21 protein-coding genes and 1 pseudogene are annotated in these 22,753 nt (G+C 63.0%); 12 read left to right on the forward strand and 10 right to left on the reverse strand.

From position 1 onward, the window contains the following. Positions 1-87 precede the first annotated feature (87 nt). The 6 genes from D1Y84_RS07645 (at position 88) to murQ (ending at position 5,479) form a co-directional block, all read left to right on the forward strand. The gene (locus tag D1Y84_RS07645; protein WP_124847982.1) at positions 88-888 is read left to right on the forward strand and encodes a 1-acyl-sn-glycerol-3-phosphate acyltransferase; all 801 of its coding nucleotides are present in this window, start codon (positions 88-90) and stop codon (positions 886-888) included. 124 nt (positions 889-1,012) lie between these two features. Further along, positions 1,013-1,771: a gamma-glutamyl-gamma-aminobutyrate hydrolase family protein gene (locus tag D1Y84_RS07650; RefSeq protein ID WP_124847983.1), complete on the forward strand. Its 759-nt coding sequence runs from the start codon at positions 1,013-1,015 to the stop codon at positions 1,769-1,771. Continuing rightward, positions 1,750-2,427, forward strand: a complete 678-nt coding sequence (rsmG, locus tag D1Y84_RS07655) for a 16S rRNA (guanine(527)-N(7))-methyltransferase RsmG (RefSeq protein ID WP_124847984.1) — start codon at positions 1,750-1,752, stop codon at positions 2,425-2,427. The genes D1Y84_RS07650 and rsmG overlap by 22 nt, the downstream gene beginning before the upstream one ends. A 216-nt stretch (positions 2,428-2,643) precedes the next feature. Beyond that, positions 2,644-3,474 carry a ParA family protein gene (locus tag D1Y84_RS07660; protein WP_124847985.1) on the forward strand — a complete coding sequence of 277 codons (831 nt, stop codon included), beginning with the start codon at positions 2,644-2,646 and terminating at the stop codon, positions 3,472-3,474. Positions 3,475-3,577: 103 nt separating this feature from the next. Beyond that, positions 3,578-4,492, forward strand: a complete 915-nt coding sequence (locus D1Y84_RS07665) for a ParB/RepB/Spo0J family partition protein (protein ID WP_233581252.1) — start codon at positions 3,578-3,580, stop codon at positions 4,490-4,492. A gap of 75 nt (positions 4,493-4,567) precedes the next feature. After that, positions 4,568-5,479, forward strand: a complete 912-nt coding sequence (murQ, locus tag D1Y84_RS07670) for an N-acetylmuramic acid 6-phosphate etherase (protein ID WP_124847986.1) — start codon at positions 4,568-4,570, stop codon at positions 5,477-5,479. 684 nt (positions 5,480-6,163) lie between these two features. Here the strand turns inward: murQ and D1Y84_RS07675 are convergent. Next, a complete protein-coding gene (locus D1Y84_RS07675) occupies positions 6,164-6,490 on the reverse strand; it encodes an HU family DNA-binding protein (protein ID WP_124847987.1) in 327 nt (108 codons plus the stop codon). A 571-nt stretch (positions 6,491-7,061) separates the two neighbouring features. On the opposite strand from D1Y84_RS07675, the pseudogene D1Y84_RS18895 reads away from it, so the two are divergent. Next, a pseudogene (locus D1Y84_RS18895) lies at positions 7,062-7,406 on the forward strand (PIG-L deacetylase family protein); the annotation flags it as partial. Positions 7,407-7,756: 350 nt separating this feature from the next. Next, entirely contained in the window at positions 7,757-9,292 is a 1,536-nt protein-coding gene (locus tag D1Y84_RS07685; RefSeq protein WP_158615374.1) for an NAD(P)/FAD-dependent oxidoreductase, read from the forward strand. 296 nt (positions 9,293-9,588) lie between these two features. Here the strand turns inward: D1Y84_RS07685 and ruvA are convergent, their stop codons facing one another. Continuing rightward, positions 9,589-10,206 carry a Holliday junction branch migration protein RuvA gene (gene ruvA, locus D1Y84_RS07690; protein ID WP_124847990.1) on the reverse strand — a complete coding sequence of 206 codons (618 nt, stop codon included), beginning with the start codon at positions 10,204-10,206 and terminating at the stop codon, positions 9,589-9,591. Between the two features lie 222 nt (positions 10,207-10,428). Between ruvA and D1Y84_RS07695 the strand changes: the two genes are divergently transcribed. Next, positions 10,429-10,815 (forward strand): hypothetical protein, encoded by a 387-nt coding sequence (locus D1Y84_RS07695; RefSeq protein WP_124847991.1) that lies wholly within the window; start codon positions 10,429-10,431, stop codon positions 10,813-10,815. Positions 10,816-11,090: 275 nt separating this feature from the next. Here D1Y84_RS07695 and pdxH read toward each other — a convergent pair whose 3' ends face one another. Both pdxH and D1Y84_RS07705 read right to left on the reverse strand, forming a co-directional pair. After that, entirely contained in the window at positions 11,091-11,702 is a 612-nt protein-coding gene (pdxH, locus tag D1Y84_RS07700; RefSeq protein WP_124847992.1) for a pyridoxamine 5'-phosphate oxidase, read from the reverse strand. Positions 11,703-11,993: 291 nt separating this feature from the next. Continuing rightward, positions 11,994-12,893: a hypothetical protein gene (locus D1Y84_RS07705; protein WP_124847993.1), complete on the reverse strand. Its 900-nt coding sequence runs from the start codon at positions 12,891-12,893 to the stop codon at positions 11,994-11,996. A gap of 326 nt (positions 12,894-13,219) precedes the next feature. On the opposite strand from D1Y84_RS07705, the gene rocD reads away from it, so the two are divergent. Together rocD and D1Y84_RS07715 are read left to right on the forward strand one after the other, a co-directional pair. Beyond that, on the forward strand, positions 13,220-14,425 hold the full coding sequence (rocD, locus tag D1Y84_RS07710) for an ornithine--oxo-acid transaminase (RefSeq protein ID WP_124847994.1): 1,206 nt from the start codon (positions 13,220-13,222) through the stop codon (positions 14,423-14,425). Positions 14,426-14,494: 69 nt separating this feature from the next. Further along, entirely contained in the window at positions 14,495-15,409 is a 915-nt protein-coding gene (locus tag D1Y84_RS07715; RefSeq protein ID WP_124847995.1) for a Kdo hydroxylase family protein, read from the forward strand. Between the two features lie 62 nt (positions 15,410-15,471). Here D1Y84_RS07715 and D1Y84_RS07720 read toward each other — a convergent pair whose 3' ends face one another. Beyond that, positions 15,472-15,864: a LysM peptidoglycan-binding domain-containing protein gene (locus D1Y84_RS07720; RefSeq protein WP_124847996.1), complete on the reverse strand. Its 393-nt coding sequence runs from the start codon at positions 15,862-15,864 to the stop codon at positions 15,472-15,474. A gap of 44 nt (positions 15,865-15,908) precedes the next feature. Then, complete coding sequence (locus tag D1Y84_RS07725) at positions 15,909-16,346, reverse strand: YidB family protein (RefSeq protein ID WP_124847997.1); 438 nt, start codon at positions 16,344-16,346, stop codon at positions 15,909-15,911. A gap of 195 nt (positions 16,347-16,541) precedes the next feature. Between D1Y84_RS07725 and sucB the strand changes: the two genes are divergently transcribed. Then, a complete protein-coding gene (gene sucB, locus D1Y84_RS07730) occupies positions 16,542-18,203 on the forward strand; it encodes a 2-oxoglutarate dehydrogenase, E2 component, dihydrolipoamide succinyltransferase (protein ID WP_124847998.1) in 1,662 nt (553 codons plus the stop codon). Between the two features lie 42 nt (positions 18,204-18,245). Here the strand turns inward: sucB and purK are convergent, their stop codons facing one another. From purK to D1Y84_RS07750, 4 genes are all read right to left on the reverse strand, one after another. Further along, complete coding sequence (purK, locus tag D1Y84_RS07735; RefSeq protein ID WP_124847999.1) at positions 18,246-19,382, reverse strand: 5-(carboxyamino)imidazole ribonucleotide synthase; 1,137 nt, start codon at positions 19,380-19,382, stop codon at positions 18,246-18,248. Then, a complete protein-coding gene (purE, locus tag D1Y84_RS07740) occupies positions 19,379-19,870 on the reverse strand; it encodes a 5-(carboxyamino)imidazole ribonucleotide mutase (protein WP_124848000.1) in 492 nt (163 codons plus the stop codon). Before purE ends, purK begins: the two co-directional genes overlap by 4 nt. A 38-nt stretch (positions 19,871-19,908) precedes the next feature. Next, complete coding sequence (locus D1Y84_RS07745) at positions 19,909-20,190, reverse strand: hypothetical protein (protein ID WP_124848001.1); 282 nt, start codon at positions 20,188-20,190, stop codon at positions 19,909-19,911. Positions 20,191-20,459: 269 nt separating this feature from the next. Then, on the reverse strand, positions 20,460-22,751 hold the full coding sequence (locus D1Y84_RS07750; protein WP_124848002.1) for a hypothetical protein: 2,292 nt from the start codon (positions 22,749-22,751) through the stop codon (positions 20,460-20,462). Positions 22,752-22,753: the final 2 nt, after the last annotated feature.

A 22,753-nucleotide genomic window follows, 5' to 3' on the forward strand; every position in this document is an offset into this window, starting at 1 on the left:
GTATCTGCGGATGTTCCACGTGGAACATTCGTGGCCCTCCCGACGGAGTTGGAGCCAATCCCTTACCGCGCTACTCTGGAAGCGCTCATGCCGCGCCCACTGCAGCCTCGCCCCTCGCCCCCGCCCCTGTCCTCGCGCATCCTCTCCATTCTTGTTCGAACCCCGCTGTTCCTGGCCGGAACGGCAGTCTGCGGTTCGCTTTCGCTGCTCGCCTCCTGCTTTGAAAAGGACGGCAGGCGCCAGCACCGCATCGCCCAGGCCTGGGCCCGGCTCTCGATGTTCTTCGCGGGCGCTTCCCTCTCGATCGATGGCGAGCGGAACCTGCACAAGGCCCCGGTCGCGGTGTACGCCTGCAACCACCTCTCCTACATGGACACGCCTGCCATCTTCTCGGCGCTGCCCTTCCAGTTCCGCATCGTGGCCCGCCACAACCTGTGGAAGGTTCCCTTCATCGGTTGGCACCTGGAACGCTCCGGGCAGATCCCGGTCAATGTGGGTAATCCACGCGCTTCGATCGCCTCACTCTCTGGAGGAGTGAAGACGCTGCGGGCCGGGCTACCTCTGTTTATCTTTCCCGAGGGTGGCCGGACCCACACAGGCGTGCCTGGAGACTTCCTCAATGGGCCGGCCTTTATGGCCATTCGCGCCCAGGTGCCCATCATCCCCATGGCGCTGATCGGCACGCACGAACTGCTGCCGATGCACAGCAAGACCTTTTACCCCGTCCCGGTGGTGCTGGCGGTGGGTGAGCCGATCTCGACTGAGGGCCGCACCGCTCGCGAGGTCGATGCACTCACGGCAGAGCTTGCCCGCGCGATCGAGGCCCTCTACTTCACGCACTCCTGGCGCGAGCGGCTTGTGCCCGTAGATCCGGTCGCGTCAGCCTGAGCGCAAGGGCAGGGATCCTGCCTTGCCGGGCAGGAGGGGCCCTGTTGCGCCCCGCAAGACGCCGGTATGATCAGGGCATGTACACGATGAACAGAGCCAAGGCGGCCCGGGCGGGTCGGCGCGCATGACCACTCCAGCAGAGGGCGCCGCCCGGGCGCTCCGTGTCGCCATCCCGGTACCCACCCACACAGACACCGCCTACAACGAACGCTGCTGGCCACAGTATGCCGAGGCCGTCCAGGCCGCCGGTGGCACCCCGGTGCGGATAGAACTGGGCCTGGAGCCGGCCGAGACTGCCAAACTCGTTGCATCGTGCCAGGCGATCCTGCTGCCGGGCAGCCCGGCAGATGTGCATCCGCAGAAGTACGGCCAGGAGGCACAGCCCGAGACGGCGCCGCCGGACCTCGCGCGCGAGGCCACGGACGAGTTGTTGTTGCAGGATGCGTTCCACCTCCGCAAGCCGCTGCTGGGCGTCTGCTTTGGCCTGCAGATGATGAATGTATGGCGCGGCGGCAGCCTGGCCCAGCACCTCGACACGGGATCTCCCCATTCCCCTGCAGCAGACACCGGCCCGCTGCAGCACTCGCTGGTGCTGGAGCCCGGGGCTAGCCTGCTGCGTGCCTTCTTCGCGGCGGAAACAGCGCCGGTGATCAACAGCAGCCATCACCAGGCAATCGATTGTGCGGGAGACGGGCTGCGGGTCGCTGCGCGCTCCGCTCCGGATGGCGTGATCGAGGCGCTCGAGGGCACCACGCCGAACGAGCAGTTCCTGCTTGGGGTCCAGTGGCATCCGGAGCGGTCGTTCCGCACCGATGCGCCTTCCCGCGCGATCTTCTCGGCCTTTCTGGAGGCAGCTGCCCGATGGCACCTGCCACGCAGTTGAGACGCGATCTGCTTGCCGAGCCACCGGCATCGCTGTCTGCTGAGACGATCGCCAGTCTCCTGCAGCAGCGTTCGGGCGTGGTGGTGTCCCAGGAACTGGCAGCACGCCTTGCGGACTACCTGGCTTTGCTGCTGCGGTGGAATGCGCGCACCAACCTGTCGGCCATCCGCGAACCGGCCGAAATGGTCGTGCGGCACTTCGGGGAGGGTCTGCAGTGCGCCCGTAGCCTGCCGGTGAAGCAGGGACGTCTGCTGGACTACGGATCGGGCGCAGGTTTTCCCGGGGCGCTGTGCGCGCTTGATTGCCCGGGTCTGCAGGTGCTGCTGGCAGAGTCGCAGAACAAGAAGGCGGCCTTTCTGCAGGAGCTTTGCCGGGACGTGGTTGGCGACGCGCAGGTACATGCCGGGCGAGTCGAGGAGCTGCCTGCTGCCGCCCGCTTCGACCTAGTGACACTGCGTGCGGTCGATCGCATGGAGCTGGCGACCAAGGCGGCAAGAGCACTGCTCAGGCCGGGCGGCTGGCTGGTGGTGATGACGACCCGCGCAGCTTTTGCGGAGCTGGCACCGACCATCGAGAGAGTGGCATGGAGACCTTCTATCGCATTGCAGGGCACGGAGCAAGGGATTGTCGCAGTGGCCCGCGTTCTTCAGGGCTGATGCGGGGTGTTCCACGTGGAACATCGGCAAACAGTCGAGTCGAATAAGCCTGCGAGTTGCTGCGGTTCTCAGCTCGCGAGCACAGCGTACAGCACACGGCGCCGTTAAGGTGCCTGAAGCCCGGTTGTCCTGATAGTTGCTCCATCAGCCCGCATCGCTCGTGTTCCACGTGGAACATTTGCTCAACGGCCGAGATGAACCTATGCTCGGAACTGCATGGGAAAAGTTTTAGCAATCGTGAATCAAAAAGGCGGCGTCGGGAAGACGACGACCGCTATCAACCTCGCAGCAGCTCTGGCACTGGAAGAACTGTCCTGTCTCCTGATCGACGTCGATCCCCAGGGCAATTCCACAGGTGGCTTCGGCTTTGCCCGCGACGAGGAACGTCTCTCAACGTATGACGTACTCGTCAATGGCGCCGCGCTTGCCGATGCTGCTTTGCAGACCGAGATCCCGGCACTGAAGCTCATCCCCTCCAGCAAGGACCTTGTAGGCGCCACGGTGGAGCTGATGGAGCAGGAGCGGCGTGCGCAGAAGCTCAAGGATGCCCTGGTGGAAGCACGGGAGGCGCACGCTTTTGTGCTGCTCGACTGCCCCCCGGCGCTGGACTTGTTGACGCTGAATGCCCTGGTGGCCGCGGATGCGCTGCTGGTGCCGATGCAGGCTGAGTACTTCGCGCTGGAAGGCATTTCGGAGCTGCTGCATACGCTCGAGCGCGTGCAGGCCGAGCTGAACCCGAAGCTTGAGATCGAGGGGGTGCTCCTGACGATGTATGACGACAGGACCAACCTGGCGCAGCAGGTCACGGCCAACATCAAGGAACACTTCGGTGACAAGCTGCTGAAAACCACGATTCCGCGCAACATCCGGCTAGCCGAGGCCCCGAGCTATGGCCAGCCAGTATTGCTCTACGACCCGCGGTCGCGCGGGGCCGAAGCATACCGGGATCTTGCGGCCGAAATCATGCGGCGCAACGGGATCAAGGTGCGCAAACCCACGGCCAAGGCGAAGAGCACGCGGGAAGTGCGCTTCTGGCCATACTCCTGAGGCTCGCGCGGGCAGGCAGCGCAGGATGGGACCGAACAGCCGGCAGGCGCAATGCGCAGGCGGCCAGCAATGGGGGTGGATGGTGGTAAACGCAGCAGCAGGAGTGGAAGCAAAGAGCAAGCGGCGGGCACTTGGGAAAGGGCTTGAATCGCTGCTGCCCAAGGCAACGCCACGCATCGTGGAGGCAGCGCCCGCCGAGCCGGGTGCACAGGCGGCGGCTCCGCCAGCGGGCAAGGCGCTTGAGATCGCGCTCGACCAGATCGACCGCAACCCTTACCAGACGCGCACACGCTTTGAGGAGGCCGCGCTCGAGGAGCTGGCGAGTTCCATCCGGGCGGTTGGAGTGATCCAGCCGATCCTGGTGCGGCCGGTTCAGGGAGGGCGGTACCAGTTGATCGCTGGCGAGCGACGCTGGCTTGCCTCGCAGCGAGCGGAGAAGGCCACCGTGCCGGCGATCGTTGCCACCATGAACGACACGCAGGCGATGGAGGCGACCATCGTCGAAAACCTGCAGCGTGCCGATTTGAACGCCATGGAGCAGGCGCGGGCATTTGAACGTCTGGGGCGCGAGTTCCACATGACACAGGAGCAGATTGCGACCCGTACCGGCAAGGATCGGGCCTCGGTGTCCAACTTTCTGCGGCTGCTGCGGTTACCGGCGGAGCTGCAGCAGGTGGTGGAGGCTGGCGGCCTGTCGTTTGGGCATGCGCGTGCCCTGCTGTCGCTGGAAAGCCCCGAGCAGATGATGCGTGCCGCGCAGAAGATCCAGGTGCTGGCCATGAGCGTGCGCCAGGCCGAGACGTTCGTGAAGGGGATTCTGAACCCGGAGCGCCGAGAGGAAAAGCACAAGCCGGTCAAGCCGGTGGACCCGAACGTGCGCGAGATGGAGAAGTCGCTGCAGGAGACCCTGGGGTTGCGGGTCTGGATCGAGGACAAAAAGGGCCGTGGTCGCGTGGTGATCGAGTACAGCGATCTGGAGGACTTTGACGGGTTGATTGAGCGGCTGACGGTGCGCTGATTGCGCGCCCGGTTCGACAACGGAGCGGGCTGGTGCATGGAGCAGGAAGGGATTGCAGTGCGGAGAGATGAACAAATGAGTGTTGTGGCGCAGGAGGCTCTTGCGCTGCTGCCGACAGAAGGCCGCAATGCGGCGACTGCGGAGTTTGACGCGCTCGGCGCACTGGGCATGATGGAAGCCATGCACGCTGCGGATCGTGAGGCGGTGGCTGCCGTGGGCGCGGTGCTGCCAGCGATTGCCAGTGTCGTGGAAGCTGCGGCGGAGCGTCTGCGGGGTGGCGGGAGGCTGCTGTATGTGGGCGCGGGCACTTCCGGACGCCTGGGGGTGCTGGATGCCTCGGAATGCCCACCGACGTTCCATACCCCGCCAGAGATGGTGCAGGGCCTGATCGCAGGCGGGGAGCGGGCGTTGCGGCATGCGGTGGAAGGTGCGGAGGATGACGCGGAACAGGGAGCCGCGGTGGTCAGGGAGCGCGGGGTCAGCCGGCTGGACGTTGTGGTCGGGGTGGCGGCAAGCGGACGCACACCGTATGTGCTGGGTGCGCTCCGGGCGGCGCGCTCGCTGGGAGCCCTCACGGTAGGCGTGAGCTGCGTGCCGGGTTCGCCGGTGGAGCAAGCGGCGGAGCTGCCGATAACGGTAGCCACGGGACCAGAAGTAGTGACGGGCTCGACGCGGCTCAAGGCGGGTACCGCGACCAAGCTGGTGCTGAACATGATCTCGACGGGCGCGCTGTGCCAGCTCGGCTATGTGCATGGCAACCTGATGGTCAACGTGCAGCCAACCAACGCCAAGCTGCGGGATCGCGCGGAGCGGATCGTAGCGGAGCTGACGGGGCTGGCACGGGAAGAGGCCCGCGAGGCTCTGCTGCAGGCGGATGGTGAAGTCAAGACCGCCACGGTCATGGCGAGGCTGGGGATTTCAGCAGGTGCGGCCCGCGATCGGCTCGAGCAGGCCGGCGGGGTTCTGCGAGCGGCGCTGGAGGCGTAGGGGCGCTGCAGGCGTGGGCGCTGTAGGGTTTACGACCTTTCCTTGCCGGGCGGATATGCGATGTTGTGTGCCGGAGCAGGTGCGAGGCCGCATGCCCATGCTTGCCCCTCGTGGCCGAGCGGAGTGTGTGCTCCTCTCGAGGCGCCTTCCTGTCGCCTCCACGTGGGCATCGCGACGGTATCGCTGGTACCGGAACATCACCTCAACCGCGTGCGGGGCTTGTACGACTTTGGTGCGTGGCAAGCTGACGATCCGTTGGGGCTGATCCATGTCAGGGTGCGTGACTGTGCCGGGTGGATGATGGCGGAGCATGCGAGGGCAGCACGTATGCTCCGCAGGAGTCGATCCGGCCGTACGCCGGTGATCCGCATTTTTGTCATGCGTGGAGCAGGGACAGGCTCTGCACGCGGAGCCGCAGACGCGCCTGGAGACACGGTGAGCTTAAGGTCGCCAGGGATGGCGGAGCAGGCGGTGTCGCGTCAGGTGGAGCGGGCAGGTTCGGGAAGAAGCAGCGTCGCGGCTGAGTGGTTCCCCGCGAGCACAGAAGCCGAAGGGCTTACAAACCCCGGGGCTGCGTGCCCCGACCTCATCGCTCCTGGCGGCATGGCGGCGAGGCGTGATGTGCGGGGCAGGTGCACGGCGGGACGCCCGGCACCTGCCCCGCGATGGCTTACAGCCGGGTAGCTACTTCTCTTCCTTGGGAGCCTTCTCGGCGACCTTCTTGACGGGCGCGATCGCGTCCTTAGCGGCCTTGGCGATGCGGAACTTCACCACGGTCTTGGCCTTGATCTTGATGGCCTCGCCGGTCTGCGGATTGCGGCCGGTGCGTGCCTTGCGCTCGGCCTTGACCAGGCGTCCGAGTCCAGGAATCACAAAGACGCCGTTCTTCTTGGTTTCCTTGACGGCGGTATCCGCGAGCAGGTCAAAGAAGGCGACGGTTTGCTTGCTGGTCAGCTCAAGCTTTTCGGCCATCTGGCGGACGAGGGCGGTTTTTGTAAGTGCAGTTGCCATGTTAGTTCTCCTTGAAAATTGCTTAAGCTTCAGGCGCCAACTGGATTCGTCCAACAACGACGCGGGTCCCGCAGGGCTGTTCCGGGCTTTACCTTCACGGTTTGCCTGCCCCATTGTCAATAAAAAACCAGTGTTTGTGCGGCTTTCGCGAGATTTCTTTGGGTTTTACAGGGTTTTTCCGGGTTTGGTGGGCATTTTCATTACTTTTGTCCTCGCTTCAGGGTGCCGGAGACGGAGTTCCGGGCCGAGCGACCCCCTTGGGCGGGTAGGTCCAGGGTTACGCGCATGGGGAAAGAAGCGAGTACGGATTACACAGAGAGGCCGAACCGGGCAGGGGTTCAACGCAAAGATTGCACGGTAACATGGCCGCCACTTACCAATGAGCTGTGACCATTTCGGTCCAAACCGCTCAAAACCCAGTATCTCTTAAGCAGCCGCCGTGAGGCACTTACAGACTCCCCCTCACGGTTCTCGCTCATGAAACGGGAAGGGCTGCCGATAGAGCAGCTACCCACGGAACGAGAGAACAGCTTTTCTGATGGTGGGACAGATGGTAAAGGACCCAAGGGCGATGACGAAAACAAACAAAGCACTGGTGATTGGCGCTCATCCGGATGATTGTGCGCTAGGGGCAGCGGGCCTGTCGGTTTTACTGCGCAAGTCCGGGTGGCATGTGACATTTTTGACGATGACGGACGGCGAACTGGGGGGAGACCCGCAGCTGCGGCTGGACGAGGAGCGCATCAGCGCGAGCATTCTTGACGTTGGACTGGATTTCGGGCATCTGCCGGATGGCTCGATGGCGGGGCGCCAGACAGTCGAGGTCCTGGAAGCCAAGCTCGAACTGCATCAGCCCAACTTGATCCTGACACACGCTCCCACGGACTCGCATGCGGATCATCGCGTGCTGAGTGATTCGCTGGTTTCGGCGGCGCGCCGCAATGCGAGCGTGTTGTTCTTCGAGGGGCCATCGACGCTGCAGTTTGGCGCGTCCCTGAAGATCGACATCGCCGGCGTCTGGGACCTCAAGGTGCAGAGCCTGCTTGCGCATGCCTCCCAGCGGGAGCGCGTGCGGACGGTGGAGTGGGCCGAGGCAGCGGGGCGCCATCGCGCATGGCCGCATTACCAGGGCGTCTGCGAGGCGTTTGCGCCGGTACGCATGGACCTGAGCCTGATGGTGGAGATGGCCGCGCAGATGACCATGCCGGTCAACACCGTGAAACATACCGGCAACAAGACCACGCCGCGTGCATGGAGTGTCGTTTAATGCGCTCAGTCCGGGTCTTGATTGCGGGGGCGGGGCCATGTGGACTAGGCGCCGCCCTGGAACTGCTGGATGCGGAGCCGGGGGGCACGGCAGATTTTCTGCTGGTCGACCCCGGCAGCACGCCGGGTGGATGGGCACAGTCCCGCACCACGGCCCAGGGATTCACCTTTGATTTTGGTGGGCACGTGCTGTTTCCACACAAGCACTACGCGCGCTTCGCGGAGCTGCTGCGAGGGCTTCCCTTGGAGTGGGCGTCGTCGGTGCCGGAGCGTGGCGTCGATGTAGACGGCTGCTTTCTTCCGTACCCGGCGCAGCGAAACCTGCACCGGCTGCCGCTGCACCGCCTAGTGCGAGCGATCGCCAGCGTGCTGCTGCATCGGTTTCGCACACGGGGCACCGGCGGCGCGCAGGCAGAGGAGCAGGCACACGTGCGCGGGGCTGCCGATGGAAACATGGGCAGGTACCTGCAGACACGGTTTGGCCACTACGTGACCAAGCTGCTGATGCAGCCCCTGAATCAGAAACAGTGGGCACACCAGCCTGCGCAGCTTACCGATGTGTGGGCTCGCCATCGCTCGGGGTCCACGGTGCGCAATGTTGCCGACATGGACATGGGCCGGATGTTGCGGAACCTGCTTGCAGGCACCGACGACCTGGGCTGGACACCTGAGACCAAGGTGACGTACCCGGCCAAGGGCGGCTCAGGAGCGATCTGGTCGGCAATCGCCAGGGCGATCCCGGATGAGAATATCCAGCTGGGAACGCACATTGTGTCGATCTCGCTTGAAGATAAAACGGCGCTGCTGAGCACAGGCGAGACGGTGCAGTGGGAGCAGCTGATTTCGACGATGCCGCTGGATATGTTGCTGCGCTCGATTCCAGAGCGCAAGGAGTTTCGGGCCAAAGCGGACCAGCTGGTCAAGGCGCGCTCGCGACTGTTCGGCTTTGGTGTGCGCGGCTCGATGCCGCACGCTTACGCCGGGCTGCACTCGTGCCAGGTGACCAGTGCGGAGATGCCGTTCTGGCGCGTGAACTTCCCGATGACAGTGGCCGAGGGCAATGGACCCGAGGGCTGCTACTCCGTGTTGTGCGAAGTAAGCGAGCCTGGATCGGTGCCGGCACGTTCGGCCGAGGCGCTCCGGGCCGAGGTACAGCAGAGCCTGGTGCGCATGGGGCTGCTGGGCAAGGCCAATACCGAGGTGATCTCAACCTGGGAGTACACGATCGAGCATGGGTACCCGGTTCCGTTCCTTGGGCGGGATACGCTGCTGAGCGAGGTACAGCCCCTGCTGGAAAGTGCCGGGGTGTACAGCCGTGGCCGTTTTGGCGCGTGGCGATACGAGATCTCAAACCAGGATCACGCCTACATGCAGGGTGTGGAAGTGGTGCGACGGATCCTGTACCGGATTCCGGAAGAGACCTATGGCAATGCGGGTGCGGTGAATGAAGCCGTCGCGGAACAGAAGGTGATGAAGAACTTCGCCACTGCCGTGCGCGAGAGCGTGAAGAGCCCGGTGCGGGTCAGCGCTGGCTGATAGCTGGCTCGGTACCCGCCCATGGGCTGGAAGGCAGCAGGCGGGTTGTGGAAGCTGGTGGCTCGCGCAGGCTCTGGCTTTTTGATCAACATACGGATCAACGTTCGGGGGCACGGTGCATGCTTCGCGCGGTGCATCTGGCCGGTGGGTACACGGCGTCGCCTGAGGGCGACGCTGTTGCATTTTGGGGGGGCGTGCGGACCGGGCGCAAGGGTGTGGGCGCTTGTTGCGCGGGCAGCCGGGCTACGTATGGACTTTTACCGCGTGGGCGTGGGCGTGGCGCCGGCTGAGGCTCGCTAGCGGATGAGCAGCAGCACTGCGCGAAAGAGCGTGTCGAAGTGCTCACCTACGGACGGATCCCGGGTGAGTGCATTGTCCAGGGCTTTTTGGGCGGCGGGACGGTTGTAGCCGAGGTTGAGCAGGGCGGAGAGCACGTCCTCTGCCGCCGGCGTGGTGGGAGCGGGAGTGGTGGCGTTGCCGGACGGCGCGGGTGTGGCGAGGTCATCGAGTTTCTCTTTGAGCTCCACGGCAAGCCGCTCGGCAAGACGCTTGCCGACGCCGGGGATGCGGCAAAGGGAGGCATGATCCTGCGCGCGGATCGCGTCGATGGTGGCGGAGACCGAAAGGCCGCTGAGGATGGTAAGCGCGAGGCGTGGACCGACGCCGGAAACCGTGATGAGGCGTTCAAAGAGGCGCTTTTCGAGGAGATCGAGAAAGCCGAACAGGGAAAGCGCATCCTCGCGTACCTGGGTGTGGATGTAGAGGGAGACGGCCGCGGCGCCGCCGTGGGGAGCATCCGGCAGGCTTGAGTATGTGGGGATGGAGATGGCAACGTCATACCCGACACCTGCGCACTCGACGATGCAGGAACCGGGGGTCTTGCTGAACAGCGTGCCGCGCAGATGGGCGATCATGTGTGGCTATTTTAGCGTTGGTGCAGGGCGGCGGCCGCTGCGCGAAATGTGTGGAAGCGGGGAGGGATTTGCGTGTGCCCGAAGAGCCGGGGGAGTATTTTGGCATCCATTGAAGCTGGAAGCCGGCGGAGGCGCGCTCGATGCGCGTCAACGCCGGACTGTATTGGAACCATTGACCCCATGCCCAAGGCGTGGGACTGTTGCATCCCTGGAGAGATTGTTATGTGGAATCAAGAGCGGTTGAATCAAGGTATGTCGCTGCGGCGGCTTGCAGGTGTGGCAGCGACGGTTGCCCTGGGCGCGGTGATCATGGCGGGGTCGTCGGCCCTGGCTGCGCCGTGGATGCCCGGCACCCAGAATGCGCCAGCGGCGAACGGCAAGGGCCCCGCGCCAGCCAAGAGTGCGGCGGCTGCCGGCCTGCCGACCGATGCGCAGGTTGCCGATGCCAGGGCTAAGGGCATGGTGTGGGTGAACCTGAATACCAAGGTCTACCACAAGGACGACGCGGTGTATGGCAAGACCAAGAATGGCAAGTTCATGTCGGAGGCAGATGCGCAAAAGATGGGCGCGCGGATGGCCAAGGCTTCGCCGGTGGGCAAGAAGAAGTAAACGCCCGGCGCTGGGTTGAGGCGGGAACACGACAGGGGCGCGGCAGGTACGCGCTGTGCCGGAGCTCGGAACACGGAAGGCAGTGAAGAGCGACCCTCTTCCCTGCCTTTTGTTTTGTGTGGGTGGGTGCGGTATGGCGGGCGCCTGTGCCGGCCTGCTGGTTGAGGAGCCTGGCCTGCGCTGGAGGGCTTTGTGTGTGCGCGGTGGGCGGCAGCGCTGCCAGCGCACCGCCTGTCGCTCCCGGGGAGTCACTGCCTGGGGCGAAGCGCCCGTGGCTACGGGTAAAGGCGGATGCGGGTCCAGCCGGATGGGCTTTGGGCGTCGCGGGTGTAGCGGAAGCGGTTGTGGAGGCGGTCGGTGCCGTCCATCCAGAGCTCGATGGCCGCGGGAACCAGGATGTAGCCGCGCCAATACGACGGGCGTGGCACCTCGCCGGGGTGGGCTTCCGTGAACTGCTGGACCTCCTGCTCAAGCTGTTCGCGGGAGGCGAGTGGACGGCTTTGCTGCGACACGGCTGCACCCAGCTGGGAACGGCGACCGCGGCTGTGGAAGTAGGTGTCGACTTCGGCGTCGGGGAGGTCGAGGACGGAGCCTTCGACGCGCACCTGCCGACGCAGCGACTTCCAATGAAAACAAAGAGCAGCCTGCGGATTGGCGGCGAGCTCAGTGCCTTTCTGGCTTTGGGCGTTGGTGAAGAAGCAGAAGCCGCGCTGGTCGATTTGTTTGACCAGGACCATGCGGACGCTGGGTGCGCCGGAGGGCGTGGCGGTGGCAAGGGCGGCGGCGTTGGGGTCGTTAGGCTCGCTGGTTCCGGCTTCGGCGAACCACTGGTCGAAGGCCTGGATCGGATTGTCGGGAAGGGTAAGCGGTTGGGGCCGGTCGGTCATAGGACCATGCTAGACCTGAGGCCAGGGGCTTTGGCTCAGGGGTTGCGGGCGGGCTTGATGCCACTACGTTTCCGGGCGAGGGGTTCAGGTCAGACGTGGGAGCCTGCCGGGGTGAGCGCGGGCGGCACTGCGCCCCTTCGCCTGCGGGGTAGTTCTCCAGGTTGAGAGAAGAAGGTCGGTCGGGGGCAAGGCTTAGGGGTGCAAGGTTGTGCGGTTCCCACGGCTCAGAATCGAGACCTGGCGCCCGGCTGTCTGGGGTTGCTGGTGAGTTCCAGGGCACGCGTGCCGGCGTTAGTGGCGGCGACGGTAGCGGATGGCGAACTCGTAGCCGGGCGGCGGGGGGTAAAGCTCGGCGATGAGGCGGAGGCGGTCGGCCAGGGCGGGGACGGCAAGCAGCGGGTACTCGCGTTCGCGGAGGTCGGCGTAGTCGAGGTCGATGGCGAGCGAAAGCATGTAGATGGCGAGGGAGTCGGCGAAGGCAGCCTCGAAGTAGCGGGTGCGGTGCTCGGCGGCGGTTTTCGGGAGCGCCGGTTCGGCGGCTTCACGCGACTGGCTGGCTTCGGGCTTGGCCGGGTCATCTTTTGCGGTGCTGTTTGCGGTGTACGTGGAGGTGGCGTTCGAGGGGCTGGAGAGCAGGCTTGCCGTGGGGTCGCCGGGGGCACGCTCGATTGCGCGTTTGCGTGCCTCGTAAGCATCCTGCGAGGTTTCGCCGCGGACATCGGCACGTGCCTGCGACCACAGCAGCGCGGTGAAGCGCTCGGGCAAGGGGGTTTTAGCGGCGGTGAGTGCGTCGACAAACTGGTGGCCGACGTTGATGAACAACTCAAAGGCCAGGGCGAAGCGGTCCTGCATGAGGCGAGTGGAAATGAAGGTGAAGGTGTCGCCTTCGATCGGCACGGTGCGATGGCAGATGGCGCGGTCGGCGAAGTCGGCGGTGTGAACGCGTGCTATCTCGGTGTCCCGGGCATGCGCCGTTTCGCCGATGGCCAGGGGAACGAACACAAAGGCGTGGGCAGGCATGGCGCCGGCGACGGCAGCGGGCACGGCCTCGACGATGCGCTGCAGGGTATCGGCGGTGGTGTCGAGTTCGCCAAAGACCCCGTAGCGGAGGCTGTTGCGCCCCGAGGCAAGGATGGTGGCGCGAGCGGCCTCGCCGGCGGGAAGCAGGTCGCGTTGTGCTGGGGTGGCCATCCCCTGATTTTAGCTGACGGGATGGTGCATGCTGCCGGGAATAGCTGCCACGGCGAGTGCCGGATGGGAAGCTCTTCCCTGCTGCTGGGGCGACGCGCAGATCTTTACCGCCAGATCCTTCAGACCTCCCAGGCGTAGCAGGCTTGCGGCCTGCGTCACCGGGGCTGGCGCCTTGCGAGGCATGGTGCGGGTGCGCGGATTGCTGCACGGGGTGTGCAAGCCCGCGTGTTTCCGGATGGCAGTGGGTGGGAAGGGGTAGGAGAAGCCCGGGGCTCGCACTACACTGGCAGGGATGGCGCGGCCGCACCGGCCGAGAGAGAGGCTTCATGCAGGTAACAGCGCCGAGGTCGATTGCCGAGCTGATCGAACTCGAAGAGCAGTATGGCGCTCACAACTACCATCCGCTGAATGTGGTGGTGGAGCGTGCCGAGGGCAGCTGGGTGTGGGATGTGGAGGGGCGGCGCTACCTGGATTTTCTGGCGGCGTATTCCGCGGTGAACCAGGGCCACTGCCACCCGGCGATCCTGGCGGCAATGCTGGCGCAGGCGCACCGGGTTACGCTGACCTCGCGCGCTTTTCGCAATGACCAGTTGCCGCTGCTGCTGGAGACGCTGCACCGCCTCACCGGCTTTGACATGGCGCTGCCGATGAACTCTGGCGTGGAAGCGGTGGAGACGGCGCTGAAGGTGGCCCGCAAATGGGGCGTGGTGCGCAAGGGCATTGCCGACGGACAGGCCGAGATCCTGGTGTGTGGCGGCAACTTTCATGGGCGCACGATCGCGGTGGTGGGTTTCTCGAGCGAGGCACAGTACAAGGCCGGGTTCGGGCCGTTTGCACCGGGGTTTCGCGAGGTGCCGTTCGGGGATGCCGGGGCACTGCGGGCCGCGATCACGGAGAATACGTGCGCGTTTCTGCTGGAGCCCGTACAGGGGGAAGCAGGGATCATTGTGCCGTCCGAGGGCTACCTGCGCGAGGCGGCGGCGATCTGCGCCGAGCGCAACGTGCTGCTGATTGCGGACGAGATCCAATCTGGACTGGGGCGGACGGGCAAGCTGTTCGCGTTTGAGCATGAAGGCATTCAGCCAGACATGGTGATCCTGGGCAAGGCGTTGTCGGGCGGGTTCTATCCCATCTCCGCGGTGCTGGCGTCGCGGGAGATCCTGGGCGTGCTGCGGCCGGGCGACCATGGCAGCACGTTCGGCGGCAACCCGCTGGCGTGCGCGGTGGCCCGAGCGGCGCTGCAAGTGATTGTGGACGAGCGCCTGCCGGAGCGATCGGCTGAGCTAGGGGCGTATGCGCTACAGAGGCTGAAGGCATTGCGGAGCGAACACGTGGTGGATGTGCGTGGACGCGGGTTGTGGCTGGGAATCGTTTTGAATGTCCCGGCACGTTCCTTCTGTGAGCGGCTGCAACAGCGTGGCGTGCTGTGCAAGGAGACGCATGAGAATGTGATCCGGCTGGCTCCCCCGCTCACGATCAGTCGTGAAGACCTCGAGTGGGGACTGGGTGAGATCGAGGCTGTGCTGCGATAGAGCCGAAGGGCGCAGCAGGCAAGTGGATCAACGAGCCGGACAGCGCAGTTGTGCTGCGCGGAGGTAGATATGGCAGTGATTGAGATCAGCCTGGCAGCGGCACGGCAGTCAGGGCCCCTGCAGAAGCGGGACTGGTGCACGGCGCTGGAGGCTGGCGCCATCTTGTACTTTCCGCATTCGCCGGTGCGCTTGCGGGCAGAGGATATCGCGTTTCTGCTGGGACAGCAGCAGGCAGATTCGTCGCTGCACAAGAACATTGCGTACAAGCCCGCGGCGGATGTTCTGAGCGGACTGGATGCCAGTGCGAGCGACAGCGCGACGGCGACAAGGCTGCGCTCGGTGATGCGCGGGTACTCGGAGGCGGCGGCAACGTTTGTGGAGAGCTTCCTTGAGCCTTACGAAGGCTGCCTGCAGCGGGATTACGCCAGCTTTCGTCCACAGGAGGAGCAGAACCGGAACCTGCCGGTGCGCAAGCGGAACGACCTGCTGCATACGGACGCATTCCCGACGCGTCCGACCGGTGGGGCACGCATCCTGCGGTTCTTCAACAACATTCACCCGGAGCGCACGCGCGACTGGGTGGTGGGCGAGCCTTTCAAGAAGCTGGTGCGGCAGTTTGCGCCGGCAGCGATTGCGCCACGGCCGGACACAGCGGTGAGCCGGACGGCCAAGGGGCTGGCGCGTGCGGTGGGCTTGAGCGCGGCGCTGCCCAGCGTGAAGCGGACGCCTTATGACGACTTCATGATGCGGTTCCACAACTACCTGAAGGAGAATGACAGCTTCCAGAAAGATGCGCCGACGGAGCGGCTGCGGTTCCCGGCCGGGTCGAGCTGGATGGTGTTTACGGACACAGTGCCGCACGCGGTGCTGGCCGGGCAGTATGCGCTGGAGCAGACCTTCCTGGTGAGTCGTGCCGCCCAGGTAGCGCCGGAGCATGCGCCCCTGACCGTGTTGGAAGAGCTTGCGGGTACGGCCCTGGTTTAAGTTGGCGGGTGAACGTGAAGCGGCTCCGCGTGGTGCGCGGAGCCGCCTTGCTTTTTTGAAGACTAGCTGAGAACGGGGATGTTGATCTGCTGCCCGGCATGGATCTTGTTGGGATCGCTGATGTTGTTTGCCTGGGCAATCTTTTCGTAGTGGCTGGCGGAGCCGTAGAAGTACTGGCTGACCTTGGAGAGGTTGTCGCCCGCAGCGATGGTGTAGGGCTGCTCTGCGCCGCCGGTGGTGGCGATTTCATGGTGGAGGTCGCTGAACGCCGGGTCCACCTGCTTGATCACGTCCCATACGCGGTTGGCGATCACCGTAGAAGGTACGGAGCCCTTCAGGAGGAGCTTGTCCCCGTCAAGGGAGGCGTCCTGCAGTTGCGCGCCTTGCGGGGCGAAGTGCGGGAACAGTGCGAGGACGGGCGCGTACTTGGTCTTGAGCTGCTGTAGATCGGCCATGATGGCTTGGGTTCTCCCGGGGGTGGTTGGGTGTGTGGTTTGGGTCAGACCGCGCGCGAGAAGAGGCTCTCTGCCAGACCGGCAAGTCCGCCGCCTTGGTTGGCCTGGGCAGGAAGCTGCCCGGAACCGTTGGAGAGATGCGAGATGAGCATGGGCAGCGCGGTGGCGAGGGCCAGCTTGGCAACCTCCGGCGAGATGCCTGCCCGCTGAGCTATGTTCTGCAGCATGTCTGGCCCGAGTGTCTGCTCGACCTGCTGTGGCTGTACAGGCTGGTTGGGCTGCGAGCCAAGCCATGAGTCAACGTGGCCGCCCATGCCGTTCTGCCGAAACTGGTTGAGGAGGCCCGAGAGGCCGCCCGGTTGAGAGCTGAATTGCTGCACCAGCGCCTGGGTGGCTGCGGTGTGCTGCTCGGCGGATGGTTGAGCCGTGTTTTCGCTGCCGAGTTGGCCGACGAGAGAAGAAAAGGCGTTGAAGAGACTCATGCAAGCTCCGGCGGCGAGGCTGTTTTGTCTCCTCGCACCTGCAGTGAGATGGTGAAAGCGCCGAGAACGTTTGGGCCTGGACAGAATGGTGCCCGGCGGTACTCGCAGGTGAGGGCTGTAAGCAGCCAACAGCTATGCGCATACCGTACACTGAGGTGTTTGCAACCGAACGCGAGCCGGTGGGAGAGGGTGTACATGGCGACCGATGTAGTGATGCCGCAGATGGGCGAGTCAATCTTTGAAGGTACCGTGACGAAGTGGCTGAAGCAGCCGGGCGATACCGTTGAGCGGGATGAGCCTCTTTTCGAGATTTCGACGGACAAGGTGGACGCCGAGATTCCATCGCCTGTGGCTGGAACCCTGCAGGAGATCAAAGTGGAGGCAGGCGCGACCGTGCAGGTGAATGCGGTTGTGGCTGTGATTGGAGAGGCCGGAGCAGCGGCCAGCACGCCGGCGGCAGTCGGCGAAGCCAAGGCTGACTCGGTGCCGGCAGAACCCCAGAAGACAGGCGGCGAGACCAGCACCACGGAAGTCGTGATGCCGCAGATGGGCGAGTCCATCTTTGAGGGGACCATCACCAAGTGGCTGAAAAACGTTGGCGACAAGATCGAGCGCGATGAGCCCTTGTTTGAGATCTCGACGGACAAGGTTGACGCCGAGATTCCCGCACCTGTGGCAGGCGTGCTGCAGGAGATCAAGGCAGAAGCGGGCTCGACAGTGCAGGTAAACACCACCGTTGCGCTGATTGGCAGCGCCGCCGCGACCGGAGCGGTTGCTCAGCCTGCCAAGGGCGCGCCAGCCGCGTTGCCGGGTAAGCCATCACCCGTACCGACGGTGACAGCCACTGAGCCTGCGGCTGCCACGGAGCAGTCGACAACAGCGGGCGCGGCAGAGCGCCTTCGGTCTTCTCCGCTGGTGCGAAAGATCGCAAAAGAGAATGAGCTGGATTTGCGCGAGGTTGCAGGCTCGGGTTCCGCCGGCAGAATCACCAAGGACGATGTACTCGGTCACCTGGAGCGTCGGGCCGGGACAGCCACGGCACAGCCGGCTGCTGCAACACCTCCGCCAGTCGTCGCTGCACCGCAGTCTGCACCTCAGTCTGCACCTGCCAAGGCGGCCCCGGCAGCAGCGCCTGTGAGCTCCAGCGCGTTGGTGGGCGAGCTCGTTCCCATGACCAAGATGCGCTCGATAATCGCGCAGCGCATGGTGGAGTCAAAGCGCACCAATGCGCACGTTCATACCGTCTTCAAGATCGATATGACGCGGATTGTGAGACTTCGCGAGAAGGAAAAGAGCAAGTACGAGCAGCGTAATGGCGTGAAGTTGACTTACATGCCGTTCATCGCCCGCGCCGTGACGGCAACGCTTCGCAAGATGCCGATCCTGAATGCCTCGATTGAAGGGGATGCCATTCGCTACCACAGCAATGTGAACCTTGGCATCGCCGTTGCGTTGGACTGGGGTCTGATCGTTCCCGTGATCAAGCAGACGGAGGAGCGCAGCTTCCTGGGCGTGGCACGCGCCATTGCTGATCTCGCGGAACGAGCTCGTGGCAAGAAGTTGAAGCCGGATGAGGTGGGCACGAGCACCTTCACGCTGACCAACGCCGGAATCTATGGGGAGCAGTTCGGAACGCCCGTCATTAATATGCCGGAGAGTGCCATTCTTGGCATCGGCGGACTCTTTAAGGAGCCAACTGTAGTTACAGATGAGCTCGGGATTGACTCCATCGCCATTCGCTCGGTCATTCACCTAACACTTGGTTTCGACCACAGGATCATCGATGGTTCGGACGCCGGCAAGTTCATGGCAGAAGTAAAGAAGTACCTGGAAACCTGGAGTGAGGACATCGGCTAGGAAGGCGCGCGTGATGACCTAATCATCACGCGCCCTCCAAGCTTACAGCTGTGCCAGCGCTTCCAGAACCCGCTCTACAGCCTGCTCGGGAGTGCTCCCTGTGGACGAGAGGTGCCCCATCTTTCGTCCCTTGCGTGGCTGGTGTTTCTCGTAGAGATGCAGGTGCACCCCAGGGATTGCCAAAGCTCGGTCCCAGCGGGGTTCGTGCTCCTGCCACAGGTCCCCCAGCAGGTTTGCGATGGCAGCAGGTCTGACTATGTCTACCTCCCCAAGGGGTAGATCGCATACTGCACGAATCGCCTGTTCGAACTGGCTCGTAGAGCAGGCTCGCTCGCTAGCGTGGTAGCTGTTGTGAGGTCTCGGAGCCAGCTCATTGATGAGCAGGTCGCCGGTCTCGGTAACAAACATTTCCACGGCAACCAGACCTTCCAGTGCAAGCCCCTCCGCTATGGACCTAGCGAGATCTTGCGCGCGGAGTTCAAGTTCGTCCGAGATGCTGGAAGGCAAGACGCTCCAAACCAGGATTTGATTTTCATGATGATTTCTTGCGGAGGGGAAGACGCGGATCTCGCCGCTGGGCGATCGAGCGACCATCACGGAAATCTCCATGCGCAGCGCAAGCCCCTGCTCTGCAACGCAAGGCTGCTCTCCAAGGGATGTCCACGCCGCCTCGACTTCCTTGTTTGAGCTGCCTGTAAGTCTCTCCTGGCTCCGCCCGTCATACCCTCCGTGCGCACTCTTCAGGAAGATGTTAGGACCCAGCGTCTCGACTGCCATCTTGAGCTCTGGTAGCGAGCGTACCGCGGCATAGCGACCAACAGGCAGCGCATGGCCGGCCAACCACGCTTTTTGTTTGAGGCGGTCCTGCACAATCCCCATCAATGCGGGGCCCGGCCGCACGGGAGCATAGCTCTGGGCCGCTAGGAGGCTTTCGGGCGATATCTGCTCTATCTCCAATGTCACGACATCACAGCCTCGAGCCAGATTGCTCGCGGCCTTCGCGTCGGACCAAGAACCTTCAAAGCAGCTGTCCACGACAAATCTGGCTGGGCATGATGGATCTGGATCCATGACCTGCACTCGATAACCGAGCGAGCGAGCGGCCATCGCCATCATGCGGCCTAGCTGGCCCCCACCAAGTATGCCGATGGTGGCACCAGGAAGAATGGGCTTTCTCATAGCGGAAGCTCCTGCCCAAGAACCTCTTGTTCTCGCGCGGCTCGCCTTGAGGTCAGCCTTTGTCGAAGCTCAGGATCATGTAAGCCCAAAATTTGAGCCGCAAGCAAGGCCGCGTTCGCAGCGCCGGGGCTTCCAATCGCAAGCGTTCCGACGGGAACACCCGCTGGCATCTGAACGATGGACAAGAGGGAGTCCAGGCCGTTCAGCGTAGTTGCAGCGATCGGAACTCCAAGCACGGGGAGCGAACTCTTTGCAGCCAGCATCCCTGGCAAATGAGCTGCTCCTCCTGCGCCCGCTATGATCACCTGCAAGCCGCGGCTTGCGGCCGTCTCGGCATATTCAAAAAGAAGGTTTGGCGTCCGATGAGCCGAGACCACCTTTGCTTCAAAGGGGATCGAGAGTTCTCGAAGAAGCTCGACCGCACCCTTCATGATTTCAAAATCGCTTTTGCTTCCCATAACCACACCGACGAGCGGAGCCCTTTTCATCTGGAGATTATAGGCTCCGCACTAGATGAGGCGGCCCTCTAAAGCTTGATGCCGACTGCCTTGGCAAAGCTCACTATGGCCGGCCAGACAGTCTCCAGAGAGCGAAATGTCGCCACGTCAAGGGAGATATTCAGTGGCGTCGCAGCGGCCTGGTTTACTTCCGCTAACGCCGTTTCTGTCGCTCCTAGCAGAACACCCAGGGCCGCAATCACGCCTGGCTCTAGCTGCAGTGCAGAGCTTTGCGTTGCAGTCAGGAATGTGAGAATGTCCGTTGCTGCCACTTCAACGCCATGTTCCAGATTTACAAGGATGCTTGCCATGCTCAGGATGTCCTTTCGTTCGTGCTCAGTTGTACTGCCTCTTCTGGTTGTTCGATCGACATACCCGTCAGCAGACCAGCCCGATCAAGGTTGGCGGCTAGAAGATGAAGGAATCGGTAAAACCACTGGTACCAAGGCGCACTTGTGCTGCGAGGTGGGCCCAGAGAACTGACTGCCGCGGAGAAAAACCACAGGAACGCAAAGCCGTTCAGGAACAAGTGTGAGCCGGTCTTTGGCGAGAACGGAGAGTAAACTAAAGCCATAACACCTCACGATGTAGGTATGTTGAGAAAGACAGCAGCTGAGTACAGAGAATAGTTAGGCGGCACAGAGCCGTCGTATTGTCGAATGTAGTACTGTTCGACAGGCGCGCTTCTTGGTATTGCAATGGTGGAGGTGCTGGAGCGAAGAACGAGGTCCGAGTCTGATCCCGGACCAAATGTATTATCCCGTCGCCGCACTTCAAACCCTCCGCTTTGTTCAGCGCTCACACCGGTATCCACAGTCAGAAGTGAGCCACTTACGCTCAGAATCGACAGCGTGTTCAAACTCGGCAGCGCCTCCGCTATCGATGTTGCAGTCATTGGGAGTCGGACACCTTCCGGAACTTCCTCCAGCACCCTTATGTTGAAGTTCTCGACGGTGTCGTTTGAAAACTCTGCTTCGTACTGCAGGATCTCTGGATGCGCGGGTATCAGTCGCACTGTCACGCTCGTCAGAAACGCGCCGAGAGTAGGTCCGCATCCAGTTATGCTGAGTGCGTCACCTGGCAACAGGTCAGTCGCGCGGTAACCGGAAAACGTGTAAGTGCCCTGCAACGCCGCGGATGAACTCACTGCAGTTTTAAGCAGCGCAGCGGCAGCGTTCTCGCAGTCCGATCGGCTCCATGCTATCGGCTTTTCTACCGTGCCGATCCAGGACGATGTCGCCGGTTGCCCATCTAGAGTAAGTGCCTGCCTCGCGACTGCTCTCTCCCGCAATCTGTAGCTAACAAAGATGAATTGCCCTGTCGCAGGAACGTTTGCCGGGTAAAACGTCAGTGTGCCGCCCGTAGAGATCTGTGCGGAGCCGCCTTCCACCGCGGTCGCCAGATAGTTTGACATAGCCGAGGCTTCTCCGGAGCCGACAGCGACCCAGAGCGGACTCCCTTGTTGACACGACACGCTCTTTACAGAGCAGACGAGGCTCCCGCTACTTAGTGGAGCGAAGGTGCAGGATGGTGCCATCTGAGCCACCACGCCTGAGTACAGCAAAATGCTCGCGCCCGCTGTACCCGCTGTCACGTCCTGCACTTCCAACTCGACCCTCGCGCCTGCTAGGACAGTGTTGCCGCCAAGCTGACCCAAGCCGGTCCCATCGAGATAAAAGTAGGACTGCCGTGCTCTCTCCACTTCCGCACAGCACAAGCGAACTCTCAAGGTGTACAGATGCCCAACCTCGGTTGTGAATGTTGTGCCTGCGTTTACCCCTTGCACGACTGGAGTTAAGCTGCTGACAGCACCTGCCGTGTTGACCTCATAGCCCACGATGCAATTGGCCACCAGCGGTGCACCTGCATAAAGACCGACCAGCAAGCCAGAGCCGCCCCCCTGAAAGGCGACACCTCCGGCCGTCAGCGTGATAGCTCCACCAAGTTCCAGGTTCTGGACTGCAGTTACCGTCGCCTCTGCACTCCTGCCCGTCCCTCCTAAACACGTGAGGCCGTCGGCAGTCAAAGCAAGATGTGCCCCCGGATCCGACAGTACCCAAACACCAGGATCCAGGCTTGTTCCCTGGAACAGGTCACTGATAGCTGTCACTTGTTGCGCCACAGGTGTGAAGTGGGCTTCGCTTAGTTGATATGTTGCGGTGACTCCATCTGCCACGAACACTTCCGTGACAAAGGCCGTTGGCTCTTCCCGACCGCACAGCGTTATATCCTCGCTCAGCCAAGGGCCGCTGGGATTTACGACTGGCTTGAGCACCAAGCCTGGATCATCCGACCTGACTGCATGGCTCACCTCCCCTAGCGAGGTAACAGTTATACCTGCGGCGGAGGTGCTGCGATACACACTGCGCGATGTTGCTCCCACTGAGGCTGCAATTTCAGTCCACCGCTGCCCCTGAAGCACCTCAACCCTGCTGTTCACCGCCTTGTCTGCGGTGGTTGAGATCTCTGCCGCGCTGGTGCCGATCCCTCCAAGTGTGTTCCACTGCTGCTGTATGGACGCGCCGACAAGGATGTTTTGCGTGGTCACCGCGACGCCGTCCAACAACGAATCATTGCTCAGAGCAGAGAACTGTGCAACATAGCAAGAGGATGCGTTCAGGTCACCGATCGCTTTTAAGGCTGGGTTCTCGATGATGTAACCGGAAAACAGTGTCGTTCCCGCTGCACTCGCAACCACGACCTGGCTATTCCTTGCCGGCAGACCTACACCCTCTCCGCCGTTCACAAGAGAGAACACGCAGACACTTGGCTTGTTCAGCGCCTTCTTGATCTCTGCCTGCTCAGCGAAGTGGAGGTAAGGAGTGTAGTCCTGCAGGCCCTTCCCATCTTGGTTGTCAATGAAAATCTGCATGA

It is taken from the genome of Acidipila sp. EB88 (assembly GCF_003858395.1).
GTDB lineage: Bacteria > Acidobacteriota > Terriglobia > Terriglobales > Acidobacteriaceae > EB88.

Coding starts and splice junctions, on each gene's coding strand:
- D1Y84_RS07645 (WP_124847982.1), top strand. CDS start 88: ATGCCGCGCCCACTGCAGCCTCGCCCCTCGCCCCCGCCCCTGTCCTCG.
- D1Y84_RS07650 (WP_124847983.1), top strand. CDS start 1,013: ATGACCACTCCAGCAGAGGGCGCCGCCCGGGCGCTCCGTGTCGCCATC.
- rsmG (WP_124847984.1), top strand. CDS start 1,750: ATGGCACCTGCCACGCAGTTGAGACGCGATCTGCTTGCCGAGCCACCG.
- D1Y84_RS07660 (WP_124847985.1), top strand. CDS start 2,644: ATGGGAAAAGTTTTAGCAATCGTGAATCAAAAAGGCGGCGTCGGGAAG.
- murQ (WP_124847986.1), top strand. CDS start 4,568: ATGAGTGTTGTGGCGCAGGAGGCTCTTGCGCTGCTGCCGACAGAAGGC.
- D1Y84_RS07675 (WP_124847987.1), bottom strand. CDS start 6,490: ATGGCAACTGCACTTACAAAAACCGCCCTCGTCCGCCAGATGGCCGAA.
- D1Y84_RS07685 (WP_158615374.1), top strand. CDS start 7,757: ATGCGCTCAGTCCGGGTCTTGATTGCGGGGGCGGGGCCATGTGGACTA.
- ruvA (WP_124847990.1), bottom strand. CDS start 10,206: ATGATCGCCCATCTGCGCGGCACGCTGTTCAGCAAGACCCCCGGTTCC.
- D1Y84_RS07695 (WP_124847991.1), top strand. CDS start 10,429: ATGTGGAATCAAGAGCGGTTGAATCAAGGTATGTCGCTGCGGCGGCTT.
- pdxH (WP_124847992.1), bottom strand. CDS start 11,702: ATGACCGACCGGCCCCAACCGCTTACCCTTCCCGACAATCCGATCCAG.
- D1Y84_RS07705 (WP_124847993.1), bottom strand. CDS start 12,893: ATGGCCACCCCAGCACAACGCGACCTGCTTCCCGCCGGCGAGGCCGCT.
- rocD (WP_124847994.1), top strand. CDS start 13,220: ATGCAGGTAACAGCGCCGAGGTCGATTGCCGAGCTGATCGAACTCGAA.
- D1Y84_RS07715 (WP_124847995.1), top strand. CDS start 14,495: ATGGCAGTGATTGAGATCAGCCTGGCAGCGGCACGGCAGTCAGGGCCC.
- D1Y84_RS07720 (WP_124847996.1), bottom strand. CDS start 15,864: ATGGCCGATCTACAGCAGCTCAAGACCAAGTACGCGCCCGTCCTCGCA.
- D1Y84_RS07725 (WP_124847997.1), bottom strand. CDS start 16,346: ATGAGTCTCTTCAACGCCTTTTCTTCTCTCGTCGGCCAACTCGGCAGC.
- sucB (WP_124847998.1), top strand. CDS start 16,542: ATGGCGACCGATGTAGTGATGCCGCAGATGGGCGAGTCAATCTTTGAA.
- purK (WP_124847999.1), bottom strand. CDS start 19,382: ATGAGAAAGCCCATTCTTCCTGGTGCCACCATCGGCATACTTGGTGGG.
- purE (WP_124848000.1), bottom strand. CDS start 19,870: ATGAAAAGGGCTCCGCTCGTCGGTGTGGTTATGGGAAGCAAAAGCGAT.
- D1Y84_RS07745 (WP_124848001.1), bottom strand. CDS start 20,190: ATGGCAAGCATCCTTGTAAATCTGGAACATGGCGTTGAAGTGGCAGCA.
- D1Y84_RS07750 (WP_124848002.1), bottom strand. CDS start 22,751: ATGCAGATTTTCATTGACAACCAAGATGGGAAGGGCCTGCAGGACTAC.